Genomic DNA, 15,691 nt, shown 5'->3' on the forward strand with positions numbered 1-15,691 from the left:
TTGTTAACTACTACATTTTTAATTATTTAGCCCAAAGCTAACTAAAACAAACCTACACCGATGAAAAAAGTAGACAACCAAACATCCAATCACAGCAGTTTATACTGCACCTTTTTTGGTCATAATTTTCAGGTGAGCAAAAAAGTAACCTATCATGTTAAAGAGTACAAATGCTGCAACTGTAAAAAAGAAATGACAACCAACAGTAATGGCAACTTGACGGAATTAACACCAAAATTTAGAGAGATAAATTCGGTTTTAGAGCGAATTCACAACAATAAGTTAATCAGACTTTCTAGACAAAGAATTGATTATCCTCAATTTAAAATGACGTCTTAATCTTCTGTAGACTTAAAGCTTTTCCATCCTTGAGCTTGCAATTCAATTTTTTGTTCTGCTCTTGTGACTAAATGTGCGCCTGCATTTTTTTCAGTAATGTAACCGATTACTGTTAAATTTGGGTTGGCTTTAATTTTAGGATAATCTTCTTGACTAATCGTCATTAGTAATTCATAATCTTCTCCTCCATTTAAAGCAATAGTTGTACTGTCTATATTAAATTCTTCACAAACAGCAATAACTTGTGGATCTAATGGGATTTTAGTTTCATATAAATCACAACCTACATCACTATTTTTACATAGATGAAGAATTTCTGAAGACAAACCATCACTAATATCAATCATAGAGGTTGGTTTTACTTTTAAATCTTGTAAAAGTTTAACGATGTCTTTTCTTGCTTCAGGTTTTAATTGTCTTTCAATTAAGTATGTATATTGATCTAAATCTGGCTGATTTTGAGGGTTTACTTTAAAGACTTCTTTTTCGCGTTCAAGCACTTGAAGCCCTAAATATGCAGCACCTAAATCACCGGTAACTACTAGCAAATCGTTTGGTTTTGCACCACTACGATAAACTTCCTCGTCTTTTTTAACATGACCAATTGCTGTCACCGAAATGATTAATCCAGAAGTAGAACTAGTTGTATCACCTCCAACTAAATCTACACCATAAATTTTACAAGCGGTTTGTATACCAGCGTACAATTCTTCTACCGCTTCTAAAGGAAATCTATTAGAAACTGCAATAGAAACAGTAACTTGAGAAGCTTCTGCATTCATTGCATAAATATCAGATAAATTAACCATTACAGATTTGTAACCTAAATGCTTTAAAGGCATGTAGGATAGATCAAAATGAACACCTTCAACTAAAAAATCGGTTGAAACTACAACTCGTTCTCCTTTAAAATCTAAAACAGCAGCATCATCACCAATTCCTTTAATAGTTGAGGATTGTTTTATTTCAAAATTCTTAGCTAAATGGTCAATTAAACCAAACTCACCTATTTGGCCTAAATCTGTACGTTGTTGATTTTTATCTTCTATCATAGTGCAAAAATACTAAGGCTATTTTAAAAGGTAGGGAAAAAGTGAAATTAATTGTTTAATAATAAATAAGGTATTATCTAAATTAACGACAAATTTTACTTAATTATCAGTATTTCTGTTAAATTTGCTAAAATCTCAATTTTACAACTTAACCCTAATGAACTATTTAAAAAAATTACTTTTTTTAACCCTTACCATTTTTAGTTATTCTGCTAACGCGCAAAGCCCATGCGTTAATGGTTTTGCAACATATACAGTAGAAGGTGTTACTACTTCTTATCCTTGTAATGATTACGATTTAATGTCCAGAGTACCTATTTCGGTTTTAGCAACAACTTTAGGCACTGAAGAAGGTAGTGATATTTGGGGATGGACAGATCCTTTAGACGGAAAAGAATACGCTATTGTTGGTACAACAAATAGTACCGCTTTTGTTGATGTATCTGATCCTATAAATCCTATTTTTTTAGGAAGAATTGAAACCGCAAACGGAAATACTTCTTATTGGAGAGATGTAAAAGTTTATAACAACCATGCTTATATAGTTGCAGATGGTGTTGGTAACCATGGTATGCAAGTCTTTGACTTAACCAATTTAAGAACTGGACCAAACCCAGATTTAACTTATACCAGCACTGTAAATGATGGTGAAGTTATTGTCTTTAGTGGCGATAACGGAATAAACATTGGTAGCTGCCATAATGTGGTTATAAATGAAGATGATGCAACTGCTTATTTAGTAGGTTGCAATGCTGTAAGTGGCGGACCGATTTTTGTTGATATTTCTGACCCTACGGCTCCAACCATAAGTGGTAGTTATGCAGCAAGTGGATATACTCACGATGCACAAGTTATAACATACAATGGACCAGATACCAATGCTAGTAATGTTTCTGGAGTTTCAAGTTATGTTGGTAGACAAATTTTAGCAGCAAGTAATGGCGGCTCTAATGATAAAGTCGTGTTTTTGGATGTTACCGATAAAAGTAATCCTCAATTTATTTCAGAAATCACATACTCTAACCCTGGTTATGCACACCAAGGATGGTTTACAGAAGATCATAAATATTTCATTTTTGGTGATGAAACTGATGAAATGAGCTATGGTAACAACACCAGAACTTTAGTGTTTGATGTTAACGATTTAGATAACCCATCATTATTATCAACTTATTTCGGACCTTTTACAGCAATAGACCATAATGGGTATGTTGATGGTGATAAGTTTTACTTGGCTAATTACCGTGCTGGTATGCGTGTAGTAGATATTTCTACCGTTGATACGCCTTCAAATACGATGACAGAAATAGGTTATTTCGATACTTATCCATCTAGTAACAGCACAGCCTTTAATGGTGCGTGGAGTATCTATCCTTATTTTGCCAGCGGAAATATTATTATTTGCGATATAGAAAGCGGGTTATTTGTAGTTAGACAAAGCAATACATTAAGTACTTCAGAATTTGAAATTGATAACAATTTTACAATGTCACCCAACCCTACAAAAGAGAATGCTAAACTTACAAGTAGTAACACTAATAAAATTCAATCTGTTCAAATATTTAATGTGCTAGGTAAAAAGATGTTTAGTAAAAACAATATCAACTCAACAAGTTTCGTTTTACCAACAAACAATTATAGTAGTGGTATTTACATTGTAAAAATTAACAATACAACTTCTAAAAAATTAATCATTAATAAATAAATTATGATAATGAACAATTCTAAGATTAAAGCAAAGTATTGGTTAAAAACATTAGCTTTTTCAGCTATGCTTAGTTTAGGTCTTGGTTGTTCTAGTGAAGAAAACTCAGGAATTAATACTCCCGACAATAACAATATACAAAACTCTCAATTTCCATGTGAAAATGGTATGGCTGGCATATATCCATGTAATGGTTATGATTTAATGGCAGAAATAGATGTACTATCATTAAGTGGTTCTTCAGCCGAGAGAGGTAGCGATATTTGGGGCTGGACAGATCCTTCAACCCAAAAAGAATATGCTATAGTCGCTTTAACCAATAGTACTGCTTTTGTAGACGTGACCGATGCTACAAATCCTATTTTTTTAGGAAGAATAGAAACAAATACAAACACAAGTATTTGGAGAGATGTAAAAGTCTACAATAACTACGCCTTTATTGTTGCAGATAATGCCGGACCACATGGTATACAAGTCTTTGACTTAACTAGATTAAGAAATTTAACATCAATACCAACTACTTTCACTCCAGACACCACTTTTAACGGAGTAGATAGTTGCCACAATATTGTCATCAATGAAAACGAAGGTGTTGCTTATCTTGTAGGTTGTAGCAATAATGGTGGCGGACCTATCTTTGTTGATGTTACTGACCCTTTAAACCCAACCTATTTAGGAGAATATACCTCAGCAGGATATTCTCATGACGCACAAGTTGTTACTTATAGTGGACCAGATACAGATTATACTGGTCATCAAATTTACATTGGTAGCAATGGTAATTCTGACCAAGTAGTAATACTTGATGTTACAGATAAAAACAACGTTATTCAAATTAGTAGTTTAACTTACCCACAAACAGCATATGCACACCAAGGTTGGTTTACAGAAGATCAATCCTATTTTATTTTAGGAGATGAAGTAGATGAAATTAATTATGGATTTAACACAAAAACATTAGTATTTGATTTTACAGATTTAGACAATCCATCACTGTCATCAACTTATTTTGGACCAACTCCTGCTATAGATCACAATGGTTATGTTAAAGGAGACGAATACTACCTTGCCAACTATCGTGCTGGATTAAGAGTTTTAGATATTAGTAATATTTCTGCTTCATCAAATGCTTTAGTCGAAACAGGATATTTCGATTCTTATCCAGCAGATGATAACCCAGATTTTAATGGTGCATGGAGTGTTTATCCTTATTTTGAAAGTGGAAATATCATCATTGGTGATATTGATGCTGGATTACTAATTGTTAGAAAAAATAATTAGATGAAATATTTCGTCCTAAAAATATTAGCCTTATTGTTCATTTTTACATCTTGTAAGTCTGAAGACGACTCACCTCAACCTCAACAAGAACCAGAAATTCCAGAGTTTGAAACAACAGGTAGTATAGAAAGTATTTCAACTTTTGGAGGCACAAAAAATGAAAGTGCCGAAACAGTTATAAAAACATCAGATGGAGGTTACGCTGTGGTTGGCTTTACACAATCTATGGATGGTGATGTTACTGATAAATCTAATGAAAGTTATGACGCTTGGTTACTAAAATTTGATGCAGATAACAACCTATTGTGGAATAAGACTTACGGCGGATCTAACGACGAAAAAGCAAATGACATTATCCAAACCAATGATGGTGGTTTTGTCGTTATTGGTTACACATTTAGTAATGATGGCGATGTAAGTAATAATGCTGGACAACAAGATTTTTGGGTGTTTAAAACAGATGCACAAGGCAATATCCAATGGGAAAAAACCTTTGGCTATGCTGGTTTAGATTATGGATTATCAATTATTCAAACCAATGATAATGGCTATTTTCTAACAGGTGTGTTAGACGTTACTGGTTCTGGCGGAGAAGGTAACACAAGAAGCAGCCAAACACTTCATGCTGGTGGAGATTATTGGGCTTTAAAATTAGACACTAACGGAGATTTACAATGGAGTAAATACTTTGGCGGCTATTTTACTGACAGTGCATTTGATGGTATCCAAACTGATGATAACGGATTTTTAATCATCGGCTCTTCAGATAGTGAAGATGTAGATATTTCAGACAATATTGGCTCTTACGACTTTTGGGTTGTAAAAGTTAATAGTTACGGTATCTTAGAATGGGAAAATAATTATGGTGGCTCTCAAATAGACGAAGCTCATAAAATTATAAAAACCGATGATGGCAACTTTTTAATTGTTGGCGATACCAGAAGTGAAGATGTAAATATTTCTAATAGTCTAGGTGCTGCAGATGTTTGGGCAATAAAAATTTCTCCAACCGGTCAACTTTTAGAAGAAACCAGTTATGGTGGAGAAAGTTTTGATGTTGGTCGTTCAGTTATTTCAGATATTGAAAATGGATATATTATCTGCGGAAGTTCAAGAAGTGGTACAGGACAGCTTACACAAAACAATGGACAAAACGACGTTTGGGTGTTTAAAACCGAAGCAAATGGAAACTTAAAATGGCAAACATCTATTGGAGGAAGTGATGTAGATTATGCTTACGGAGTTGCACAATTAGATAACGGAAAAATTATTGTTGTTGGAGAATCTAGCAGTAACGATTTTGACGTACCAGAAAACAAAGGTTTTACCGATTTAATAATTACAACTTTAAATTAAAATGAAAAAAATATTAGTTCTATTAATAGCAATTTCAACTATTTTTTCCTGTAGTGAAGATGCAGATGATAATGTTGTACTACAAAATAATGCTAGTGTTAATTTCAAATTTTCTCATCATTGGGACGGAACAGCTTTAAACAGTTCTAACTACGAAAATTTAGATTTAACTAATGAAAATGGTGAAGTGATAAACATAGACAGAATTAGGTATCTCATCTCTCGTGTTGAGTTAATCAATACAGCAACCGGTCTACGTTATTTATTTGATGGTTATAAATTTACAGACATCTCAAACGAAGACACATATAATTTTTCGCCAGAAATTAACACAATACCAACCGGTAGCTATGCTTTAAAATTTGTTTGGGGGTTTAATGAAGAAGACAACACAGATGGCGCTTACCCAGATTTAAACTCAGCATCTTGGAACTGGCCAGCTATGCTTGGTGGCGGTTATCACTTTTTACAATTTGATGGTATTTACAATGTAGATACAACAAATCCATCTGCATTTAATTATCATAATGGTACAGCAAGAGTAAGTGATGGCGTTTTTGAACAAAACTTTGCTATCATAAACCTTTCAGGACCTTTTATGATTACAAATAACGCAACTATTGAAGTAAAAATGAATATAGCTGAGTTTTTTAAAAACCCAAACACTTGGGATTTAAACGTACTAGACACGCCTTTAATGCCTAATTACACAGCGCAAAAAATGATGCAAGAAAACGTAATGTCTGTTTTTAGTTTAGGTGAAATCACACAATAAAAAATGAAACACTGGATAACATATAGTTTTTTAGCCATTCTTATTTGGTCGTGTTCTAAATCTGAAGACACACCAGATACAGGCGATTATGTTCCTGTGCCTTATCAACTAGATATTCCAGCTCATTTTGACCAATTATTAATAGATCCTGTCATTCCGTTTAACAATCCAATGACCGAAGAAGGCGTTGCTTTGGGAAAACGTTTGTTTTACGACCGTATACTTTCAGTAGATAATAGTAAAGCTTGTGCTAGTTGTCACATGCCACAAAATGCATTCTCAGACTCAAACCAATTTAGCGCTGGCGTATCAGGTAATATTGGCACAAGAAACAGTATGCCCTTATTTAATCTAGCTTGGAATTTTGACGATAACTACTTTTGGGACGGACGTGCTTTGGGCTTAGAACATCAAGCGTTAGAACCAGTAACCAATCCTATTGAGTTAGAAAACCAATCATGGACAGAAGTAGAAAACAGGCTTAATAATCACCCAGAATACCCTAACCTTTTTAATCAAGCATTTGGCACATCAACTATAACAAAAAACCTTGTATCAAAAGCAATTGCACAGTTTGAGCGTACTTTAATTTCTGGAAACTCAAAATTTGACCGTTACCTATTAGGACAAGCTACACTAACACCACAAGAACAAGAAGGTTTAAATATTTTTATGGATGAAGATCGTGGCGACTGTTTTCATTGTCATGGTAACCCAAATAATCCGCTTTGGACAGACAACCAATTTCACAACAACGGTTTAGATGCTACTTTTACAGATTTAGGCTTAGGAGCAGTAACTGGTAATCATAACGATGATGGTAAATTTAGATCTCCTTCATTACGTAACCTTGCATATACAGCACCTTATATGCACGATGGTAGATTTGCTACTTTAGATGAAGTTATAGAACACTACAGTACAGGTTTACAAGACTCAGACACTATTGACACTTTAATGAAAAAAGTAGATGAAGGTGGCGTACAACTTTCAGAAGTTGATAAAGCCAATTTAAAAGCCTTTTTATTATCACTTTCTGACCCTTCATTTTTAAACAATCCTGCATTTCTTCCTCAATAAGAAAAATCAATTAACCTATTTATTAATATAATGTTACTAAATATGGTAAACAGAGACTTAAATTGTATCTTTGCACTCTATTTAGATAAATTCTAATTAACAGGTATGATAAAAGTTTCTGATACAGCAAAAAAGAAAGTCATCGAATTGATGAATGAAGATGGCTTTAACCCAAGCACAGACTACGTTAGAGTTGGTGTTAAAAGTGGTGGTTGCTCTGGCTTATCTTACGATTTAAAGTTTGACAAAACCAAAGCAGAAGAAGATAAAGTTTTTGAAGATAATGAGGTAAAAATTATTGTTGACAAAAAGAGTTTTTTATACCTAATTGGTACCACTTTAGAATATTCTGGAGGATTAAACGGAACTGGTTTTGTGTTTAATAATCCAAACGCTAACCGAACTTGTGGTTGTGGTGAATCGTTTTCACTATAAACAAGTTTTAAAGTAGAAAGTAAAAAAGTTTAAAAGTAAATGGCAAAATTTAGTTCTTTTGAAGAAATTATTTCTTGGCAAAAATCTAGAGAATTAAACAAAGACATTTACAACATAACAAATAAAAACAGCTCTTTCTCTAAAGATTTTGGATTAAGAGATCAAATTAGAAGGTGTAGTATTTCTATTTCTTCAAATATTGCTGAAGGATTTGAAAGAGAGACCACAAAAGAGTTCATCAGATTTTTGTATATCGCTAAAGCGTCTTCTGGAGAGTTTAGATCTCAGTTGTATTTAGCTTTTGATTTAGATTACATTACTAAAGATGAGTTCTCAACATTAAATTTAAAAGTAAATGAAGTTTCTAAGTTAATAAGTGGTTTAATTAAATATTTAAACTCAACTTTATAACTTTAAACTTTACAACATTTATACTTATATATGAGTAAATATACTGAAGACGATTTAAGAGAAGAATTAAAAACTAAAGAATACGAATACGGTTTTTATACAGATATTGAATCTGATACCTTTCCTGTAGGCTTAAACGAGGATATTGTTCGTGCTATTTCGGTTAAAAAAGAAGAACCAGAATGGATGACTGAATGGCGTCTTGATGCCTTTAGATCATGGAAAGAAATGACAGAACCAGAATGGGCAAATGTACATTACGAAAAACCAGATTTTCAAGCTATTTCTTATTATTCGGCTCCAAACAATAAGCCTAAATATGATAGTTTAGACGAAGTTGATCCAGAATTATTAGACACGTTTAATAAACTTGGTATCTCTTTAGACGAGCAAAAAAAATTAGCTGGTGTAGCTATGGATGTAGTTGTAGACTCTGTTTCTGTAGCAACAACGTTTAAAAAGACATTAGCTGAGAAAGGTATTATTTTCTGTTCTATCTCTGAAGCTATTCGCGAATATCCAGATTTAGTAAAAAAATATATTGGTACCGTTGTACCTAAAAAAGATAATTTTTATGCGGCATTAAATAGCGCTGTATTTAGCGATGGTAGTTTTTGCTATATCCCTAAAGGTGTTAGATGCCCAATGGAATTATCTACCTATTTCCGAATTAATCAGGCAGGAACAGGACAGTTTGAGCGTACATTAGTTGTAGCAGATCAAGGTAGTTACGTAAGTTACCTAGAAGGTTGTACTGCACCAAGTCGTGACGAAAACCAACTACACGCCGCAGTTGTAGAGCTTATTGCTTTAGATGACGCCGAAATAAAATACAGTACCGTACAAAACTGGTTTCCTGGAAATGCAGAAGGAAAAGGTGGTGTTTACAATTTTGTGACCAAACGTGGATTGTGCGAGAAAAACGCAAAAATTTCTTGGACACAAGTAGAAACTGGTAGTGCTGTAACTTGGAAGTATCCAAGCTGCGTATTAAAAGGAGATAATTCGGTGGGCGAGTTTTACTCAATCGCTGTAACTAATAATTTCCAGCAAGCAGATACGGGTACTAAGATGATTCATCTTGGAAAAAACACTAAATCTACGATTATTTCTAAAGGAATTTCTGCAGGAAAATCTCAAAACTCATATCGCGGATTAGTACAAATTGCAGGTCGTGCCGATAATGCACGTAACTTCTCGCAATGCGATAGTTTACTAATGGGTAACGAATGTGGCGCACATACATTCCCGTATATAGAAGCAAAAAATAAATCGGCACAAATAGAACACGAAGCTACAACCAGTAAGATTGGAGAAGACCAAATCTTTTATTGTAACCAACGTGGTATTGATACCGAAAAAGCAATTGCTTTAATCGTAAACGGTTTTAGTAAAGAAGTATTAAATAAATTGCCTATGGAATTTGCAGTAGAAGCACAAAAGCTTTTAGAAATTTCATTAGAAGGTTCTGTTGGATAATCAATTTTTAACTATGAAAAAACTAATCATTCTTCTTATTACCCTTTCTTTATTTGTTGCTTGTAAAAAAGACAAAAAAGAACCTATTGTAGAGCAAACAGAAACTGAGGTTAAAAAAGAGCCTATCAAAATGTTTATGTTTGATGGTGGAACTGTACAAGTAAACATGCTTGATATTTTTTCTCAAGATGATGCTTACAAAGGACAATCAAAAACCTTTGCAGATGCTATATATTTAATTCAGCATCCTGACGGTAACTTATTATGGGACGCAGGATTGTCTGAAGATTTATTAGATAAAGAACCTTACACAACACCAGAAGGCGCTTTTACTGTTAGTAGAAAAAAGGGAATTGAAGAACAGTTAAAATCAATTGGTTTATCAACTGATGATGTAAAATATATTGCATTATCACATACACATTTTGATCATTCAGGATCGGCGTCTAAATTACCAAAAGCGATTTGGATTGTTCAAGAAGATGAATACAATTTTGTAACTAGCGAAGAACAAAAAAAGGAAAACCCAGCACATTATGACGCCATAAAAAACTTAAAAGGTTTAAAGAAAATTAATGGCAATTTTGACGTGTTTGGAGATGGTAGAGTTGTAATAGTTTCTACACCTGGTCATACGCCAGGTCACCAATCTTTATTTGTAGATTTAGAACAAGAAGGGCCATTAATGCTTACTGGTGATGTATATCATATGGAAGAAAGCAGAGAAAATGCAAGAGTACCAAAATTCAACTTTGACGTAGAGAAAACATTAAACTCTATGGAGGTTTTTGAAACATTTGCAGAACAAAAAGGCGCACGTGTTATCATTCAACATTCGCTAAAAGATTTCAATAGTTTAAATCACGCACCAGAACCAATTCAATAGTAAAAAATGAAAAAATTAATTCTTATTTGTGCTATCATTTTAGCTTTTGGTTGTAAAGACGAAAAGAAAGAAACCGAAACCACTTCAACAGAAACCAATGTTGAAACAAAAAGATTGGTTGGCGAGTTTGTATATTATGCAGACGCAGCAGTTTTTCAAGTAAAAAATGATATTTACGGTGTTATTTTAGATGAAAAATCTGAAGCTTTAAACAAAGAAGCACAACCATACAAAAATGAAGCTACAGATATGGTTATGGCAGATGTAGAAGCACAAATCATCCCAAAAGATGACAATGAAGAAGGCTGGCCATACAAACTGAAAATAGAAAAAATATATAGTGTTAAAGCACTAGACCCGAATAAAAACGACGTTATTAAATTAGGAAAATAAACAGTATGTTAAAGATAAATAACTTACACGCAAGCGTAGAAGACAAGTCTATATTAAAAGGTATTAACCTTGAAGTAAAACCAGGTGAAGTACACGCCATTATGGGACCAAACGGTTCTGGTAAAAGTACATTAGCATCTGTAATTGCTGGTAAAGAAGATTACGAAGTTGAAGATGGAGATATCTTTTTAGAAGGAGAAAACATCAATGAGCTTGCTGCAGAAGAGCGCGCACACAAAGGTGTGTTTTTATCGTTTCAATACCCAGTAGAAATTCCTGGTGTATCTGTAACTAATTTTATGAAAACGGCTATTAACGAGACTAGAAAAGCAAAAGGTCTAGAAGAAATGCCAGCTAACGAGATGTTAAAGCTAATTCGTGAAAAATCAGAGTTACTAGAGATAGACCGTAAGTTCTTATCACGTTCTTTAAACGAAGGGTTTTCTGGAGGAGAAAAGAAACGTAACGAGATTTTCCAAATGGCAATGTTAGAACCAAAATTAGCTATTCTTGACGAAACTGATTCTGGTTTAGATATTGACGCTTTACGTATCGTAGCTAACGGTGTAAACAAATTAAAAAGTAAAGACAACGCTGTTGTAGTAATTACACACTACCAACGTTTATTAGATTACATCGTACCAGATTATGTACACGTTTTATTAAATGGTCGTATCGTAAAATCTGGAACTAAAGAATTAGCACACGAGCTAGAAGAAAAAGGTTACGATTGGATTAAAGAAGAGGTTGGTGCTTAAGCACTTTCCGCTAAATTAAAATTATGTAGAATAAAACAGCTTCAAATTGCATCAATTGCATACTGAAGTCTGAATACTGAAACTTAAAAAATGAGTTTAAAAGAAAAATTAGTATCCTCTTTCATGGCGTTTGAAGACCATGTAGATATCGATGCTAAAGTACATGATATTCGCACAGAAGCTATAAAATTATTTGAAGATAAAGGCTTTCCTTCAAAAAAGGATGAAGCTTGGAAATATACCTCTTTAAATAGTATTTTAAAACATGACTACAGTGTGTTTCCTAAGCAAGAAAATGCTTTAGAATATAGTGATGTGAAACAATATTTTATTCACGATATAGACACTTACAAAATTGTTTTTATCGATGGTAAATACTCATCTCACTTATCACAAACTACGCACGAAGGTATGGATGTTTGCTTAATGTCTGCTGCATTAACAAAACCAAAATACCAATTAGTTATAGAAAATTACTTTAACAAAGTAGCAGAAAAAGATGGGTTATCATCTTTAAACACAGCATTTTCTCAAGAAGGTGCATTTATTCATATTCCAAAGAATAAAGTAGTTAACAAACCTATTCAAATTGTACATTTTTCTACAGGTAATGAGTCTGCACTTATGCTCCAACCTCGTAATTTAATTGTGGTTGATGAGAATAGTCATGTTCAAATTATAGAGCGTCATCAAAGTCTTACAGACAATCCTGTATTAACCAATAGTGTTACAGAAATATTTGCAAATAAGCGCGCCATTGTTGATTATTATAAAATTCAAAATGACAATTTAAACGCCTCTTTAATAGATAATACTTTTGTAGAGCAAAAGCAAGAAAGTCACGCATCTGTTCACACCTTTAGTTTTGGTGGCAAATTAACTCGTAATAACCTTAACTATTATCAAAACGGAGAGCGCATAGATTCTACATTAAAAGGAGTAACAATTATTGGTGAAAAACAACATGTAGATCACAATACGTTAGTCCATCATATAGAACCAAATTGCGAAAGTCACCAAGATTACAAAGGTATTTTTGATGATAACGCAACAGGTGTATTTAACGGTAAGGTTATTGTTGAAAAGGAAGCGCAAAAAACAAATGCATTTCAATCTAACAACAACATTTTAATTAGCGATAAAGCTACAATTAACACCAAACCACAATTAGAAATTTTTGCAGACGATGTAAAATGTTCTCATGGTTGTACAATTGGTCAGTTAGACGAAAGCGCTTTATTTTACTTAAAATCTAGAGGTATCCCTGAAAAAGAAGCTAAAGGATTACTAATGTTTGCATTTAGCAATAACGTATTAAGCTCGGTAAAAATTCCAGAACTCAAACAACGAATAACAAAACTTATAGCGCTTAAATTAGGCGTCAATATAGGATTTGACTTATAAAAAAAAGCAGCTAATTAATTAGCTGCTTTTTTTTTACACCAATTTAAAAATACGTCAATTGCCTAATGTTATATGATATTGTCTTCACTTAAATTTGACAAAAACAATATCATGAAATATCTAAGCACATTTATTTGCCTAATCATCACTTCTCTAGCAATAGCGCAAAACAATCCTTTAATTAAAGAAGCTCCTTTAAATCCAATAGTTTTAAAGTACAAACTAGAACATTTCAATTTAGTAGGAAATATTGAAACCGTAACACTTAACAACTCATTCCAGTTACAATTTAATGAAGATGGTTTATTGGTTAAAGTATATAACAATGTATACGATGCTGATAAAAAACTAACCACAGAATATAAGTATCCAAATAAAACAACAATATTAGAGACAAAATATGAAGGAGAAAACGGTGTAATAAACTCTAAATACACGTTAAACAATGACCAAAACATCATTCATTACGAAGTATTGAATACAAAAGACATTCCTGAGTATTATATTTTAGACCCAATCACATACGAGTATAAAGACCAATTACTTGTAAAAGCTTCTTCAGATAAAAGTAAACATAACTATAACTACAAAACTGAAACTACAACTTACAAATACGATAGCGAAAAAAGGCTTATACAAACTAGTTTATTGTATGATAATGAAGAAGACATAAAATTTAGAAACACTTACGATTACTCTAAATTTAATGAAGGAAAAATTTTAATCTTAAGAGACAACGGTTATTACGAGATTAATCAAGAATACAATAGCAAAGGAACATTGACTTATGAGACAGTTAAAGAAAATGGTTACCGTGCAAATCCAAAATCTAAAGTCTACCGCAATCCTAAGTACGATGAATATGGAAATTTATCTACCTTTAGTGATGGAGAATACAGATATACTTTTTTCAAAAAATAATCTCTAAATAAATTATAAAAATTCCATTTTAAGCATTACAAATAGTAAATTTGTAGCATGCTAGATGTAAATAAAATAAGACAAGATTTTCCAATACTTAACAGACAAGTAAACGGCAAACCTTTAGTGTATTTTGACAATGCTGCAACATCGCAAACACCACAACAAGTTATAGATGTTATTGTAGATTATTATTCTAATTACAATGCAAACATACATCGTGGTGTACACGCGTTAAGCCAAGAAGCAACAGATAAATACGAAGCTGCACGTAAAACTATCCAAAATCATTTTAATGCAAAACACATCTATGAAGTTATTTTAACTTCAGGAACAACACACAGCATTAACTTGGTTGCAAATGGATTTGCTTCACTTTTAAATGAAAAAGATGAACTTATTGTATCTGCATTAGAACATCATAGTAACATAGTTCCTTGGCAAATGCTTTGCGAAAAAACAGGCGCAACACTTAAAGTTATTCCAATGAATAATCACGGTGAATTAGATATGGATGCCTACACTAATTTACTTTCTAAAAACACAAAATTAGTCTTTGTTAATCATATTTCTAACGCATTAGGAACCATTAATCCAATTGAGACTATTATTGAAAAAGCACATCAAGTTGGTGCTGCTGTTTTAATAGATGGTGCACAAGCTTGTCCACATATAAAAACAGATGTTCAAGCATTAGATGTCGATTTTTATGTGGCATCAGCACACAAAATGTGTGGACCAACAGGTGTTGGTATGCTTTACGGAAAAGAAGAATGGTTAAAAAAACTTCCACCTTACCAAGGTGGCGGAGAAATGATTAACCAAGTTACTTTTGAAAAAACAACATACGCAGGTTTACCTCATAAATTTGAAGCAGGAACACCAAACATTTGTGGCGGCATTGCTTTTGGAGCCGCAATAGATTATATGAATGCTATCGGCTTTGATAACATTTCTAATTATGAGCATGAGCTTTTAGAATACGGCACACAAAAACTTTTAGAAATTGAAGGCTTAAAAATCTACGGAACTTCAAAAAACAAAACATCGGTAATATCTTTTAACTTAGAAAGTATACATCCTTATGATGTTGGTACGTTATTAGATAAAATGGGTATTGCTGTTCGTACAGGTCATCATTGTACACAACCTATAATGGATTTTTATAAAATACCTGGTACAGTAAGAGCTTCATTTGCATTTTACAACACCAGAGAAGAAATAGATGCTTTGGTTACTGCAGTTAAAAAAGCAAAAATGATGTTAAGCTAAACTCGTCTAAAAAAACATATTTCAAGCACTTCCTTAAAAGAAGTGCTTTTTTGTTTTATTGAAATTGTCATTTCATCGAAAAGTTAGAATTTTAACAATTAAATATTTATTTTTTTATGATTTAAATTATATATTCGACAACAA

16 protein-coding genes are annotated in these 15,691 nt (G+C 32.8%); 15 read left to right on the plus strand and 1 reads right to left on the minus strand.

Annotation, left to right across the window (positions count from 1 at the left end; genetic code table 11):
- The first annotated feature begins 60 nt into the window (after positions 1 to 60).
- Positions 61 to 339, plus strand: a complete 279-nt coding sequence (locus WA327_RS03150) for a hypothetical protein (RefSeq protein WP_336066400.1) — start codon at positions 61 to 63, stop codon at positions 337 to 339.
- Here WA327_RS03150 and thiL read toward each other — a convergent pair.
- On the minus strand, positions 336 to 1,391 hold the full coding sequence (gene thiL / locus WA327_RS03155; protein WP_336066402.1) for a thiamine-phosphate kinase: 1,056 nt from the start codon (positions 1,389 to 1,391) through the stop codon (positions 336 to 338). The genes WA327_RS03150 and thiL overlap by 4 nt on opposite strands.
- Positions 1,392 to 1,548: 157 nt before the next feature.
- Here thiL and WA327_RS03160 point away from each other — a divergent pair, with 157 nt between their 5' ends.
- The 14 genes from WA327_RS03160 to WA327_RS03225 all read left to right on the plus strand — a co-directional run bounded on the left by WA327_RS03160 (position 1,549) and on the right by WA327_RS03225 (position 15,547).
- On the plus strand, positions 1,549 to 3,096 hold the full coding sequence (locus tag WA327_RS03160) for a choice-of-anchor B family protein (RefSeq protein ID WP_336066404.1): 1,548 nt from the start codon (positions 1,549 to 1,551) through the stop codon (positions 3,094 to 3,096).
- A 9-nt stretch (positions 3,097 to 3,105) separates the two neighbouring features.
- On the plus strand, positions 3,106 to 4,377 hold the full coding sequence (locus WA327_RS03165; protein WP_336066406.1) for a choice-of-anchor B family protein: 1,272 nt from the start codon (positions 3,106 to 3,108) through the stop codon (positions 4,375 to 4,377).
- On the plus strand, positions 4,378 to 5,733 hold the full coding sequence (locus WA327_RS03170; protein WP_336066408.1) for a hypothetical protein: 1,356 nt from the start codon (positions 4,378 to 4,380) through the stop codon (positions 5,731 to 5,733). It begins immediately after the preceding gene.
- Position 5,734: 1 nt separating this feature from the next.
- Complete coding sequence (locus WA327_RS03175) at positions 5,735 to 6,508, plus strand: MbnP family protein (protein WP_336066410.1); 774 nt, start codon at positions 5,735 to 5,737, stop codon at positions 6,506 to 6,508.
- Positions 6,509 to 6,511: 3 nt separating this feature from the next.
- A complete protein-coding gene (locus WA327_RS03180; RefSeq protein ID WP_336066412.1) occupies positions 6,512 to 7,588 on the plus strand; it encodes a cytochrome c peroxidase in 1,077 nt (358 codons plus the stop codon).
- A 105-nt stretch (positions 7,589 to 7,693) separates the two neighbouring features.
- On the plus strand, positions 7,694 to 8,023 hold the full coding sequence (locus WA327_RS03185; RefSeq protein ID WP_336066415.1) for an iron-sulfur cluster assembly accessory protein: 330 nt from the start codon (positions 7,694 to 7,696) through the stop codon (positions 8,021 to 8,023).
- A gap of 39 nt (positions 8,024 to 8,062) precedes the next feature.
- On the plus strand, positions 8,063 to 8,434 hold the full coding sequence (locus tag WA327_RS03190) for a four helix bundle protein (protein WP_336066418.1): 372 nt from the start codon (positions 8,063 to 8,065) through the stop codon (positions 8,432 to 8,434).
- 30 nt (positions 8,435 to 8,464) lie between these two features.
- Positions 8,465 to 9,913 carry a Fe-S cluster assembly protein SufB gene (sufB, locus tag WA327_RS03195; protein ID WP_336066421.1) on the plus strand — a complete coding sequence of 483 codons (1,449 nt, stop codon included), beginning with the start codon at positions 8,465 to 8,467 and terminating at the stop codon, positions 9,911 to 9,913.
- A 13-nt stretch (positions 9,914 to 9,926) separates the two neighbouring features.
- The gene (locus WA327_RS03200; RefSeq protein ID WP_336066423.1) at positions 9,927 to 10,799 is read left to right on the plus strand and encodes an N-acyl homoserine lactonase family protein; all 873 of its coding nucleotides are present in this window, start codon (positions 9,927 to 9,929) and stop codon (positions 10,797 to 10,799) included.
- Positions 10,800 to 10,805: 6 nt separating this feature from the next.
- Complete coding sequence (locus WA327_RS03205) at positions 10,806 to 11,192, plus strand: hypothetical protein (RefSeq protein ID WP_336066425.1); 387 nt, start codon at positions 10,806 to 10,808, stop codon at positions 11,190 to 11,192.
- Between the two features lie 5 nt (positions 11,193 to 11,197).
- A complete protein-coding gene (gene sufC, locus WA327_RS03210; protein WP_336066427.1) occupies positions 11,198 to 11,950 on the plus strand; it encodes a Fe-S cluster assembly ATPase SufC in 753 nt (250 codons plus the stop codon).
- Positions 11,951 to 12,040: 90 nt separating this feature from the next.
- Entirely contained in the window at positions 12,041 to 13,354 is a 1,314-nt protein-coding gene (sufD, locus tag WA327_RS03215) for a Fe-S cluster assembly protein SufD (RefSeq protein WP_336066428.1), read from the plus strand.
- A gap of 111 nt (positions 13,355 to 13,465) precedes the next feature.
- Complete coding sequence (locus WA327_RS03220) at positions 13,466 to 14,275, plus strand: hypothetical protein (protein ID WP_336066430.1); 810 nt, start codon at positions 13,466 to 13,468, stop codon at positions 14,273 to 14,275.
- A 57-nt stretch (positions 14,276 to 14,332) separates the two neighbouring features.
- On the plus strand, positions 14,333 to 15,547 hold the full coding sequence (locus WA327_RS03225) for a cysteine desulfurase (protein WP_336066434.1): 1,215 nt from the start codon (positions 14,333 to 14,335) through the stop codon (positions 15,545 to 15,547).
- The last annotated feature ends 144 nt before the right edge of the window (positions 15,548 to 15,691 follow it).

The organism is Mesoflavibacter sp. CH_XMU1404-2, assembly GCF_037029465.1.
GTDB lineage: Bacteria > Bacteroidota > Bacteroidia > Flavobacteriales > Flavobacteriaceae > Mesoflavibacter.

What these genes read in the sequence shown, in the direction of transcription:
- WA327_RS03150 (WP_336066400.1), top strand. Translation starts at nt 61, where the DNA reads ATGAAAAAAGTAGACAACCAAACATCCAATCACAGCAGTTTATACTGC.
- thiL (WP_336066402.1), bottom strand. Translation starts at nt 1,391, where the DNA reads ATGATAGAAGATAAAAATCAACAACGTACAGATTTAGGCCAAATAGGT.
- WA327_RS03160 (WP_336066404.1), top strand. Translation starts at nt 1,549, where the DNA reads ATGAACTATTTAAAAAAATTACTTTTTTTAACCCTTACCATTTTTAGT.
- WA327_RS03165 (WP_336066406.1), top strand. Translation starts at nt 3,106, where the DNA reads ATGAACAATTCTAAGATTAAAGCAAAGTATTGGTTAAAAACATTAGCT.
- WA327_RS03170 (WP_336066408.1), top strand. Translation starts at nt 4,378, where the DNA reads ATGAAATATTTCGTCCTAAAAATATTAGCCTTATTGTTCATTTTTACA.
- WA327_RS03175 (WP_336066410.1), top strand. Translation starts at nt 5,735, where the DNA reads ATGAAAAAAATATTAGTTCTATTAATAGCAATTTCAACTATTTTTTCC.
- WA327_RS03180 (WP_336066412.1), top strand. Translation starts at nt 6,512, where the DNA reads ATGAAACACTGGATAACATATAGTTTTTTAGCCATTCTTATTTGGTCG.
- WA327_RS03185 (WP_336066415.1), top strand. Translation starts at nt 7,694, where the DNA reads ATGATAAAAGTTTCTGATACAGCAAAAAAGAAAGTCATCGAATTGATG.
- WA327_RS03190 (WP_336066418.1), top strand. Translation starts at nt 8,063, where the DNA reads ATGGCAAAATTTAGTTCTTTTGAAGAAATTATTTCTTGGCAAAAATCT.
- sufB (WP_336066421.1), top strand. Translation starts at nt 8,465, where the DNA reads ATGAGTAAATATACTGAAGACGATTTAAGAGAAGAATTAAAAACTAAA.
- WA327_RS03200 (WP_336066423.1), top strand. Translation starts at nt 9,927, where the DNA reads ATGAAAAAACTAATCATTCTTCTTATTACCCTTTCTTTATTTGTTGCT.
- WA327_RS03205 (WP_336066425.1), top strand. Translation starts at nt 10,806, where the DNA reads ATGAAAAAATTAATTCTTATTTGTGCTATCATTTTAGCTTTTGGTTGT.
- sufC (WP_336066427.1), top strand. Translation starts at nt 11,198, where the DNA reads ATGTTAAAGATAAATAACTTACACGCAAGCGTAGAAGACAAGTCTATA.
- sufD (WP_336066428.1), top strand. Translation starts at nt 12,041, where the DNA reads ATGAGTTTAAAAGAAAAATTAGTATCCTCTTTCATGGCGTTTGAAGAC.
- WA327_RS03220 (WP_336066430.1), top strand. Translation starts at nt 13,466, where the DNA reads ATGAAATATCTAAGCACATTTATTTGCCTAATCATCACTTCTCTAGCA.
- WA327_RS03225 (WP_336066434.1), top strand. Translation starts at nt 14,333, where the DNA reads ATGCTAGATGTAAATAAAATAAGACAAGATTTTCCAATACTTAACAGA.